The following is a 10,686-nucleotide window of genomic DNA, read 5'->3' on the forward strand; positions in this document are numbered from 1 at the left end:
ACTAATCGCCCAGCTTTTCTCCGATGGGCGCTTCTTTTTGCGCGGGATCTTTGAGCACCGACAATTTGGGCGGTTGTAATGCCAATACCCGCTCTCCGCTGTCGGGGGCATTTTTCATCTGCGTGGTAAAGGGTCGTACTGGCAGGCCATCGTCGTTTTTGCCTGCCTCCCCTATGATAAACAGCGGTATCGCTTCTTTGTTCACTTCCTGATATTGCGCCCAGGTAAACTCTTCCGATAGCCGGGTCACGCTGACTTTGCCCCCTTTGGCCATCATGCTACTTAGCTTGGCATAATTGCCTTCATCACCAAACAGCAACTGGCGAGACAGGAATGTGGCGCTGTCTTTATTGGCTTTGGCATGGTTTGTTGAAGACTTCAGTGAGAAGACGTTCTGCTCCCCCAGCAGGTGTGAAAAATACTGTACACCCAGTGCGTTGTGGTGACGGTTGGGCGACAGTGCCATCACCGACTTAAGACTGGTCAGTGGCAGGTAACGCTCGGCATGTTCAGACTGCGGGTTACCATAATAGCAGGGCAGGCCATCCATGCGCGCCATCTTACAGTTTTCCCATGCCGGATCAGACAGGTAAACATCGACATTTTGCTCTTTCAAACCCCGAGCGATCGCGCGGGAGACGTGGTTGGCACCAATCAGTAATAGCGTATTGGGGGCTGGCTGACGCACTTTCAGTAAACGGGCCAGCGGGGTTGCAGTGAGGCTTTGTAAGATCACAGTCACTATGATCACGGTAAAGATCAGCGGCACCATTTTGTTGGCATCGGGGTAACCCGACTGCATCATACTCAGCGCGAATACAGAGCCGACGGCCGCCGCAACGATACCCCGCGGTGCAATCCAGGCAAGCAGCAGCCGCGAGCGCAGTGGCAGATCGCTGCCAAAGGTAGAGACCGCGATACTCAGGGGCCGGGCAACAAATAACACAATGGCCAGGAAGATAAACACGTCACCGTCAAGCAGCATCAGATCTTCCAGTTGCAGACGAGCTGCGAGCAGAATAAATAAACTGGAGATCAGGATCATCGATAAGTCTTCTTTGAACTCCAGTACTGAGTCAATTTCTAAATCGTCCTGATTGGCGAGCCAGATCCCAAAAATAGTGACGGCCAGCAGCCCGGATTCGTGGCTCAGGTGGTTTGCCAGGGTAAAGCTGAACAGCACCAGCGCAAGAATACCAAACTTGTGTAGCTCGTACGGTAACCACTCCCGGCGGATGATGGTGGTGGTTAGCCAGCCTGCCACAATCCCCACAGAGGTTCCGACACCCAGCGTTGAAAACAGCGCCAGCATCGTATGGCTGAACACGGCGGCTTCTCCTACCTGGTTGACCGCCTCGAACACCAACACGGCAAACAAGGCGCCTATGGGGTCGATAACGATGCCTTCCCAGCGCAGGATCCGATCAATGTCTTTTTCCGGTCGCATGGCATTAAGCATCGGGGCTATCACCGTTGGACCTGTGACCACCAGTACCGCCCCAAGTACCGCAGCCACCCGCCAGTCCAGCTCCAGCAGCCAGATAGCACTGGCAGTGAGGATTGCAAAGGTGGTCAGCATGCCGATGGAGCACAAGTTGCGCACGACTTTTCCTATGCCTTTCAGTTCATGAAAATGTAGTGTTAATGCCCCCTCGAACAAGATAATGGCAACGGACAGCGAGACCACAGGGAAAAGCAAATCGCCGAGCAATTGATCCGGCTGTAACTGACCAGAAACAGGGCCCAGCAACAAGCCGGTAAGAAGTAAAAATAAAATAGCCGGCACCCGGCACACCCAGGCAAGCCATTGGGCTAAAACAGAAAATAACGCAATCCCGGCAATATAAATAGCTGACATAGCTGCTCCCGCAGGTTGGGGTAAATTTAATTATAGTGTTTGCTTGGTTATAGCACAGTCAAACCACAAATAAAGTGTTAGTGCGCTTTACAATGTCAATCAATGTCTGTTTTTCACCGTCTATTTGTGTAGAAAATAACTGAAAGTGATTGTGGTAGCAACCTGATAAATAAGTACTATCAATTGTATTTATGGCGACCATAAATCAATTGCATCCGAATGGGTTGCAATTTAAACCGGATCCGCGTTAAGGTATATGGCGTTTATTCGAGCGGGCTTTGCGCCCATCATCAATCTACTCATGTGCGCAATTATTCATTGCGATCAGGCCTTTTTTGCCGCACCAAACCATGGTGAGCCTGCAAAAAACGGCTCGACCAGCAGAGCATGTCTCTCAGGTCACAATCAATCTTTCTTAGTTTTCGCAGCCACAGTTGCTTGTTAGTACTGAATAAATCAGTGCGTGCATGTCAGAGGTCTGTCTGTTTGCCGTTTCGAAATGTATGCTGTATTCGTGTGAGTGGGTATTTCGAAGCCGTTGTTATCTTATTTTTTGTGGTCGCGTATGCTGACAAAGAAGCGTTGTAGTATCAACCTGGATACTGCGCGCATGAGGATATAAGGTAAAACGGAAAAAACATGTCAATTGAAACATCTCAACGCATCGTAATAAAAATCGGCAGTGCGTTAATCGCACCAGAGCAGGACGGTTGCCGCTCACGTTACCTGCTTAACATTGCACAGTTTATTGTGCAGTGTCGCGCCAAAGGCAAAGAGGTGCTGCTGGTGTCATCCGGTGCTGTGGCTGCCGGGTCGCACCTGTTCAAAAATAAAGACAAAAGCTCAGTGGCGGTGAAAAAGGCCATGGCGGCGGCAGGGCAAACAGAAATGATCTCGACCTGGGAGCGTTTTTTTGACTTTCCGTCGGCCCAGTTGCTGCTGACCCATGGCGACTTGCGCGACCGCGATCGTTACAACAGTATTCGTGAAACATTGTTCACTTTACTGGAGCAAGGGATCCTGCCTATTATCAACGAAAATGATGCGGTGACGACGGACGATCTGAAGGTCGGTGATAACGACAACTTATCTGCCATGGTAGCGGCGGCGGCGGATGCCGATTGCCTGATCATCTGCTCTGACGTGAACGGCCTGTACGATAAAGATCCCAATAAGAACCCGGATGCCAGATTGCTGGACACTGTGGGTGAGCTGACCCCGGAAATTTATGCCATGACTGGCGGGCCAACCAGCAGTGTGGGTACTGGTGGTATGAGAACTAAGCTACAAGCGGCGGAAAAGGCCACATCCCATGGCATTGTGACGTACATAGTGAATGGCTTTAACGAAGATACTTTCTCAGAGCTGCTCAATGGGGCGAACCCGGGAACGCGTTTTCTGCCTTACGACACGCCGATGCAAGAGGCTGTGCACTGGATGACGCACACCGCATCGGAACAAGGTGAGCTGATCGTTGAGGCTAGTGAATTTGATGAGCTGAGCTGTGATGAACTGAGCTGTGATGACATAGTCGCAGTCAATGGCGACTTCTCGGCGGGCGAAACCGTATTGGTGAGAAACGAAGACGGTCAGAAACTGGCCAAGGCAAACAGTAATTACAGCAGCTGTTTGCTTAACTTCATTGCCCAGCAGGATAAAGATATAGTGACAGAGAAAGTTCAGGACAGCATAGGCCCGGTCATCTCACAAAATGATATTGCAGTATTTGAGGAAAGAAAATCATGAGCTTAATTACAGAAATTGCACATAATGCAGCGCAGGCGGCAAAAACTTTAGCGTTGCTATCAACGCCACAAAAAGACGCGGTATTACGCGGCATGGCGGGCGCACTCAGAGCCAGTATGGATGAAATCATCCATGCCAATCAGCAGGATCTGGAGGCGGCGCGCGAAAACCAGTTGCCAGCTGCGATGGTCGACCGTCTGACGCTCACGCCAGAGCGCATTGAAGACATGGCACAGGGCATTGAAACCATTATCGAATTACCCGATCCGGTTGGTACAACCAGGGATTTGGGCACGCGACCTAACGGCATTGAAATCAGAAAAATGCGCGTGCCACTGGGTGTGGTCTGTATGATTTATGAAGCCCGTCCGAATGTGACAGCAGATGCCGGCGCTTTGTGTTTTAAATCGGGCAATGGCGTGATCCTGCGCGGTGGTAAAGAAGCACTGCAAAGCTCACTGGCCATCGCCAAAGTACTGCACGGCGTGCTGGAAACCCACAGTCTGCCGACTGCGCTGATCAGTGTGATCCCAGACCCGGATCGCAGTCTGATGATGGAGCTGATGCAGCAAAAAGATTACATAGATCTGATCATTCCACGTGGTGGTGAAGGCCTGATCCAGTTCGTCACACAAAACAGTACAGTACCGGTGATCCAACACTTTAAAGGGGTGTGTCACCTGTACGTGGATAAAGACGCTGATCTCGACAAGGCGCTGCAACTGCTGCTCAATGGTAAAACCCAGCGCACCGGCGTCTGTAATGCCCTCGAAGGTTTGATTGTCCATCAGGATATCGCTGAGCAGTTTTTACCACAAGCTGCACAAGCTCTGCAGCAGCGTGGCGTTAAGATCAATGCTGATCAGGCGAGTGCCGGATACTTCGATAATGCCACTGTACTGGCTGACGATGCGTTTGGCGAAGAGTACCTGAGCCTGGAGATTGCAGTGAAACAGGTGGCGGACTTCAGTGCGGCAGTGGCACACATAGATCGCTTTGGCAGTCATCATACCGAAGTGATCTGCACGCAGAATATGCAGACCGCTGAACTGTTCCAGCGCAGTGTTGATGCCTCTGTTGTTATGGTGAATGCGTCGTCACGTTTCAGTGATGGGGGTCAGCTGGGCTTAGGCGCAGAGATTGGCATTGCAACGACCAAACTGCATGCTTACGGTCCGATGGGTCTGGAGTCGCTGACAACAGAGAAATATCTGGTCAATGGTGAAGGTCAGATAAGAGATTAATACGTTATTGGGTACACGGATGTGCCCTGAAATATCGCCTAACAGACTGCCTGTTTGTGTGGTTTTTGAGCTTGGGATTGATAAGCAAGGAAAGGCGGAAAGTGGTGGAGCTAAGCAGGATCGAACTGCTGACCTCCTGCGTGCAAGGCAGGCGCTCTCCCAGCTGAGCTATAGCCCCACTTCCGGTGTCGATTTGACGCTGAGAATTTAAAACATTTTTCTACCGAGCGTCAAGTCCTGGCCATAAAAAACTTGCCAAACAGCCGCTTTGCTTTGTTACACTGGGCAAAAAACACAGAGAATTTTATGATACGTGCGAGTCTACTGATTGGTGGCACCCTGTTGCTCAGTGCTTGTAGTAGCATGCCCGATGCGCCAGTGCTGGCAGTCGAAAGTCAACAACTACACCAACGCGTGAATGGCAAAGGGCAGGATGAGTTTGCGTTTGTTGTTACCGTTAAAGCCACCCCACAAATGAAGTTGGATACCAGTAAACCAGTATCGCGACGCGAGCTGAAGCGCTTTGCAGAGCAGCAAAGAGTGGAGGACTCGTCTGAGTTGAAACTTCAGCTGGAAGATGAAGCGGTTGTCCGGCTCAAAAAGGCACTCAAAGAGGCACGATATTGCGAGTCTGGCTACAAGATTGAGCGGGTATTCTGGCGCGACCGCAGTGTGCAGCTGCGGGGGATCTGCCAATGAGTACAGCCTCTGTAGCGCAACTGGCTAAGTTGCTCAGTTCACTCGGTATCACCTACCAGAGTTATCAGCATCCGCCGCTGGCAACCTGTCAGGATGCCGACAAGCTGGCGCTGGAGCGTGAGGGCACGCGGCTGAAAAACCTGTTTTTGCGAGACAACTACGGACGGCAGCATTTTTTACTGATCACAACCGCAGATAAACAACTGGACCTCAAGGCATTGTCTAAACAACAAGGGCTATCCCGGTTGGGATTTGCGTCTGATAACCGCTTGGAACACTATCTGGGGATAAAACCCGGCTGTGTGTCGGCACTGGCAACCGTTAACGATCCACAGCAGCAGGTGCAACTATGGCTTGATGAGGCGTTGTGCGAGGCCGCTTTATGGCAGTGCCACCCCTTTGAAAATGACAAAACCTGGGTGTTATCTTTATCCGACTTACAACGTTTTTGGCAGCACACGGGTCATCAGCCGGTGTGGCTGACACTACCAGAGCGCACAGTGACACGCTAAAGCCGGTGACTAAAACTTAGACTGTATCGCCGTTTTGTCGGGTCGTGCCCGGGAATGTGTGGCTGACACAACCAGAGCGCGCAGTGACACGCTAAAGCCGGTGACTAAAACTTAGGTGACAGCGCAGTTTTGTCGGGTCGTGCTCGGGAGTGATTTCGCCACACCAGCAGTAAACCGGTGCTGCAAACGAGCAGCAGCGAGAGCAAAAAATAACTCAGTCCCCAGCGCTGATAGATGAGACCTGGCAGGTAGGAACCCAGCGCACCGCCGCAGTAATAGAATGACACATACGCGCCATTGGTCACGGTGGCCTCGGCCTTGCTTAGCTGGTTCGCCAGCGGCGCGGCACTGGCATGGATCATAAACATGCAGGCACAAAACAGGGTGAATAACATCAGAAACAGCCAGAAGCTATGCCACAACATGCCCGCAATCGTCAGGCAATACACGGCAAATAAGCCACTGAGGATCTGCCACATGCTGGCTCTTAGCTTACTCAGCAAGGGAGTAGACAAAGACAGACAGGCGCCAACCAGATAACCTGTGTAGACCCAGCCGATCAGGCGAGGATCGCTAATCTTGTAGTCGTTACTGAGAATAAAGGGCAGGTAATTTAGTAGCGCGGCAAAGCAAAAAAACATACAAAAAACAGCCCCATAGAGACCCAACAAATCGGCCTGTCTGAGTGGTTTGAGATATGCCAAAGGATGATTGGCCGCGCTGCTGACGACCTGAGCTCGCTGGGGCTTTATCCACAAAGCCAGTATTATCAGGGTGATAGCATTGAGCAGGTAAAAGCTCTGCCAGTCAAACCACACCGCAAAGTTGGCTGCTAATGTGCGGCCGAGGTAGCCACCGGCAATGGTACTGCCAATGTACCAGCTCATTGAACGCTTCAGCTGACTGTGTTGATAGGTTCGGCCAAGATAACCTGTCATGGCGGTGAGCGCAGCCGGGAGTAACAAGCCTTGCACAAAGCGTATCGCCATCATCCATTGGAAATCCCCGCTGAATGCGAAACCGATACAGCACAGTGCCAGCATCAGCATGCTGGCTTTGATGATCCGCAACGGGTTACGTTTCGTAAATAACAACCCGTAGCAAATAGGCGCAATAGCCAGTGGCAGCATGGTCAAAGACATCAGCATGCCAGCTTTTGCCGGGGCGACCTGATAAGACTCTGCAAATAAAGACAATAAGGGTTGAGGGGCGTACAACACACAAAAAATGGCAATAGAGCACAGCAGCAAGTGCGGCAGAGACATAATCTATCCATAATGATCAAATCGCGTCCAAATTATGCCTGCCGAATCGCACAATTGCGAAGCAAATCACAGAAAACTTGCGTTAAATCATATTTTTTAGTGCCGACTCTGCTAGATTTTGAGGTGCAAAATTTTTCATCCGGAATGTTCACCAGCTGTGGTCAAATTCGTCCACTGCGTTAAAATAGCGTCAGTCTAGATTTATGGAGTGGCATTATGGGATCTCTACAAGATCAACTTTTGAAAGCGGGCCTGACCACCGAGCACAAAGCCAAAGTTGCGAAGAGCGAAAAACGCAAAGCGCAAAAGAAAAAGAAGAAAAAAGGCGCGACCAGCGACGTCAGCGATCTGCAAAAACACATTGAGCAAACTAAACAGGCTCAGCAGCAAAAAGCGGAAGAGCTGAATAAGGCAAAGCAGGCTGAGCTCAAAGAGCGTGAGCAGGTTGCCAGAGTAAAACAAATTCTGGAGCACCATAACCAGGATGAGATCCGGGGTAATGTGACCTTTAACTTTACTTATGAAAGTAAAATTAAAGAGCTGGATGTGAACGCACAAACTCAGCAGGCATTAGCCAAAGGCAGACTGGCGATTTGTGTACTCGAAGGTCAGTTTTATGTCTTACAAGACGAGCCAGCACGTAAGATCGCTGAAGTCGATGAAAAGTACATTGTCTTTCATGTTGAAGATGATCAGAAAGACAAAGACGAAGATGATCCGTATGCAGACTTCGAAGTCCCGGATGATCTGATCTGGTAGGCACAGTAGCCGTACCTGTAAGCTCACCGTCATGAGAGTATGGATAACAGTGCGGCATAGACTACACTTGAATTGATCCGTTATATAAGAAGAGAAAAGATATGAGCAAGATGAAACAACTAACGTTAGCCTGCGGCCTGGCCGTTGCAGCCCTGTCTGCTGGTACTGCCAGTGCAGCCGATGGTAAAGCGCTTTACACCGCAAAAATGTGTCAGACCTGTCATGGCGCAGAAGGTAAAGCACCTATCATGCCTTTATATCCAAAATTGGCAGGTCAGAACAAAGAATACTTGCTGGCTCAGATGAAAGACATCAAATCGGGCGCGCGTAGCAATGGCATGTCGGCTGCGATGAAAGCAATGACAGCAAACGTGTCTGACGCAGAGTTTGAAGCCATTGCTGATTATCTGTCTAAAGTGCAGTAACACTGGCAGTAAATAAAAAAGCCACCGCTTGTCGGTGGTTTTTTGATCCACATCGATGATTATGCTCTCTTGTGCATTGAACCATTGCATCCCACAAGTGAGTGTTTTAGACTTCTATACATCCAAAATAAATTGGGCTTTATAATAAAAGGAAGGGCCATGTTTGAATTGCCGAAACTCAACGTAAAAGACAAAGTCAGTGAGCAAGAGTGGCGACTGCGTGTTGATCTGGCGGCGTGCTACCGTCTCGTAGAGCATTTTCGCTGGGGCGATCTTATCTATACGCATATGTCTGCCCGCTTACCAGGTACCGATCATTATCTGGTGAATGCTTTTGGACTGAGTTTTGATGAGGTCACCGCCTCTAACCTGGTGAAAGTTGACCTGCAAGGCAATATTCTGGACGACACTCCTTTTGAAATAAACCCGGCCGGCTTTACCATTCACAGTGCTATTCATGAAGTACGCGAAGATGCGCATTGTGTGATCCATCTGCATACCAAAGAAACCATCGCCGTTGCGAGCCTGGAAGGCGGGCTGTTGCCGCTCAGCCAGCACAGCATGTTCTCATTGCCCTCACTGTCTTACCATGAATACGAAGGCCTGGCGGTGAACGAAGCAGAAAAAGCTCGCCTGCAAAGTGACCTTGGCACGACCAATCATATGTTGCTGGTCAATCATGGCGGTTTAACCGTTGGCCCCACAGTCGGTGATGCCTTTATGCGTTTTTATGATCTGCAACGGGCCTGTGAGATCCAGGTGGCCATTCAGGCGACCGGCCGCTCTGCAAAAGAGGTACCGCAGCCCATTCAGGACAATATTTATAATCAGGCAAAGGTGGTGCACAGTGGTAGCACCGGTGGCCAGTTAGCCTGGCCTGCCATGTTGAGAAAGGCATACCGCCTGGATCCTGGCTTTGCCGAATAGGAGTCAAAATGAAAGTTAATCGCGTCGAAGTGTTTGATATTCACTGTCCAGACAGACCCGCCTGGACCCCGGTATTTGTACGTATTCACACCGATGAAGGTATTTCGGGAGTGGGTGAAGCAGGCCTGGCCTACGATCTTGGCCACAGCGCCGCTGCGGCCATGATCAAAGAAATGGCGGAAGCCTTTTTGATTGGCCATGACCCGTTCCAGACTGAAATGCTGTGGGCCCGCATGTTACGGGAGAGCTTCTGGGGCTTAGGTGGCGGACCTGTGGTGTATGCGGCCATGAGTGCCATTGATACAGCGCTGTGGGACATCAAAGGTAAAGCGCTGAACCTGCCTGTGTATCAGCTGCTTGGTGGTAAAGTGAATGATGAGCTACGCACTTATGCATCACAGCTTCAGTTTGACTGGGACAGTGAATTTAAGGCACTGGTGCAGCCACATGAATATGCTGAGGCAGCCCACAAAGCGCTGGCAGAAGGCTATGATGCGGTTAAAGTTGACCCTATCATGTACGACAAAGACGGTAATACTTATTACGACCGCACCAAGCTGATTTCACGCGGCGAGATGAAATTATACCGGGCACGCATGCAAGCGATCCGCGAAGCGGTTGGTGACGAAGTCGATATTATTTTTGAATGTCACAGTTTGCCAGGTGCGACCTCTGCAATTCAGATTGCTGAAATTGCCGAAGAATTTGACTGCATGTATTACGAAGAGCCGGTCAATTACCTCAACCATTCGTTACACGCCAAAGTGGCCAACAAAACAGCAGTGCCAATCGCCGGTGGTGAGCGTTTGTATAATCGCTGGGATGTGCGTCCTTATTTTGAAGATCAAAGTATTGACGTTCTGCAGCCAGATATTGGCCTGTGTGGTGGCTTTACCGAGACCAAAAAGGTCTGTGATTACGCCGATATTTTTGATATCCGCATTCAGGCCCATGTGTGTGGTGGCCCGGTTGCGACGGCGGCTTCTTTGCATCTGGAAACGGCCATTCCTAACTTCCTGATCCACGAGCATCACACTTATGCGATTAAAAAGTGGAACCGGGAGTTGTGTCTTCAGGATCCACAGCCGGAAAAAGGCATGTTCAAGGTCTCTGAAGCACCAGGCATCGGCATTGAGCTAAATGATGAAGTGGTAATGCGCTCAGCCCGGGTCGAAATCAAGTAATACCAATTTGCTTAATTAAGTGTTCTATTTTGAGGCGAGAAAATATGTTCGATAACACCGCTCACGC

General features: G+C 50.2%; 10 protein-coding genes and 1 tRNA gene. 8 read left to right on the forward strand and 3 right to left on the reverse strand.

All coding sequences use genetic code 11. The features are described from left to right. Position 1 precedes the first annotated feature (1 nt). A complete protein-coding gene (locus tag C3B51_RS12730; RefSeq protein ID WP_130245271.1) occupies positions 2 to 1,858 on the reverse strand; it encodes a cation:proton antiporter in 1,857 nt (618 codons plus the stop codon). 639 nt (positions 1,859 to 2,497) lie between these two features. Between C3B51_RS12730 and proB the strand changes: the two genes are divergently transcribed. Together proB and C3B51_RS12740 are read left to right on the forward strand one after the other, a co-directional pair. Next, positions 2,498 to 3,604, forward strand: a complete 1,107-nt coding sequence (gene proB / locus C3B51_RS12735; RefSeq protein WP_125720980.1) for a glutamate 5-kinase — start codon at positions 2,498 to 2,500, stop codon at positions 3,602 to 3,604. Beyond that, positions 3,601 to 4,848 carry a glutamate-5-semialdehyde dehydrogenase gene (locus C3B51_RS12740; RefSeq protein ID WP_130245272.1) on the forward strand — a complete coding sequence of 416 codons (1,248 nt, stop codon included), beginning with the start codon at positions 3,601 to 3,603 and terminating at the stop codon, positions 4,846 to 4,848. Before proB ends, C3B51_RS12740 begins: the two co-directional genes overlap by 4 nt. 102 nt (positions 4,849 to 4,950) lie before the next feature. Here C3B51_RS12740 and C3B51_RS12745 read toward each other — a convergent pair. Continuing rightward, positions 4,951 to 5,026: transfer RNA gene (locus C3B51_RS12745), tRNA-Ala, on the reverse strand. 128 nt (positions 5,027 to 5,154) lie between these two features. Between C3B51_RS12745 and C3B51_RS12750 the strand changes: the two genes are divergently transcribed. Further along, positions 5,155 to 5,547 (forward strand): hypothetical protein, encoded by a 393-nt coding sequence (locus C3B51_RS12750; protein ID WP_130245273.1) that lies wholly within the window; start codon positions 5,155 to 5,157, stop codon positions 5,545 to 5,547. Beyond that, positions 5,544 to 6,059 carry a prolyl-tRNA synthetase associated domain-containing protein gene (locus tag C3B51_RS12755; protein ID WP_130245274.1) on the forward strand — a complete coding sequence of 172 codons (516 nt, stop codon included), beginning with the start codon at positions 5,544 to 5,546 and terminating at the stop codon, positions 6,057 to 6,059. The genes C3B51_RS12750 and C3B51_RS12755 overlap by 4 nt, the downstream gene beginning before the upstream one ends. Before the next feature lie 104 nt (positions 6,060 to 6,163). Here the strand turns inward: C3B51_RS12755 and C3B51_RS12760 are convergent, their stop codons facing one another. Then, on the reverse strand, positions 6,164 to 7,324 hold the full coding sequence (locus tag C3B51_RS12760; RefSeq protein ID WP_125720971.1) for an MFS transporter: 1,161 nt from the start codon (positions 7,322 to 7,324) through the stop codon (positions 6,164 to 6,166). A 216-nt stretch (positions 7,325 to 7,540) separates the two neighbouring features. On the opposite strand from C3B51_RS12760, the gene C3B51_RS12765 reads away from it, so the two are divergent. The 4 genes from C3B51_RS12765 (at position 7,541) to C3B51_RS12780 (ending at position 10,619) form a co-directional block, all read left to right on the forward strand. Next, complete coding sequence (locus C3B51_RS12765) at positions 7,541 to 8,083, forward strand: DUF2058 domain-containing protein (protein ID WP_046003663.1); 543 nt, start codon at positions 7,541 to 7,543, stop codon at positions 8,081 to 8,083. A gap of 101 nt (positions 8,084 to 8,184) precedes the next feature. Continuing rightward, a complete protein-coding gene (locus C3B51_RS12770; protein WP_125720969.1) occupies positions 8,185 to 8,508 on the forward strand; it encodes a c-type cytochrome in 324 nt (107 codons plus the stop codon). Between the two features lie 159 nt (positions 8,509 to 8,667). After that, positions 8,668 to 9,435 carry a class II aldolase/adducin family protein gene (locus C3B51_RS12775; RefSeq protein WP_130245275.1) on the forward strand — a complete coding sequence of 256 codons (768 nt, stop codon included), beginning with the start codon at positions 8,668 to 8,670 and terminating at the stop codon, positions 9,433 to 9,435. Between the two features lie 8 nt (positions 9,436 to 9,443). After that, complete coding sequence (locus C3B51_RS12780) at positions 9,444 to 10,619, forward strand: mandelate racemase/muconate lactonizing enzyme family protein (RefSeq protein WP_054015966.1); 1,176 nt, start codon at positions 9,444 to 9,446, stop codon at positions 10,617 to 10,619. Positions 10,620 to 10,686 lie beyond the last annotated feature (67 nt).

The organism is Pseudoalteromonas rubra, from assembly GCF_004212645.1.
GTDB classification, from domain to species: Bacteria; Pseudomonadota; Gammaproteobacteria; order Enterobacterales; family Alteromonadaceae; genus Pseudoalteromonas; species Pseudoalteromonas rubra_G.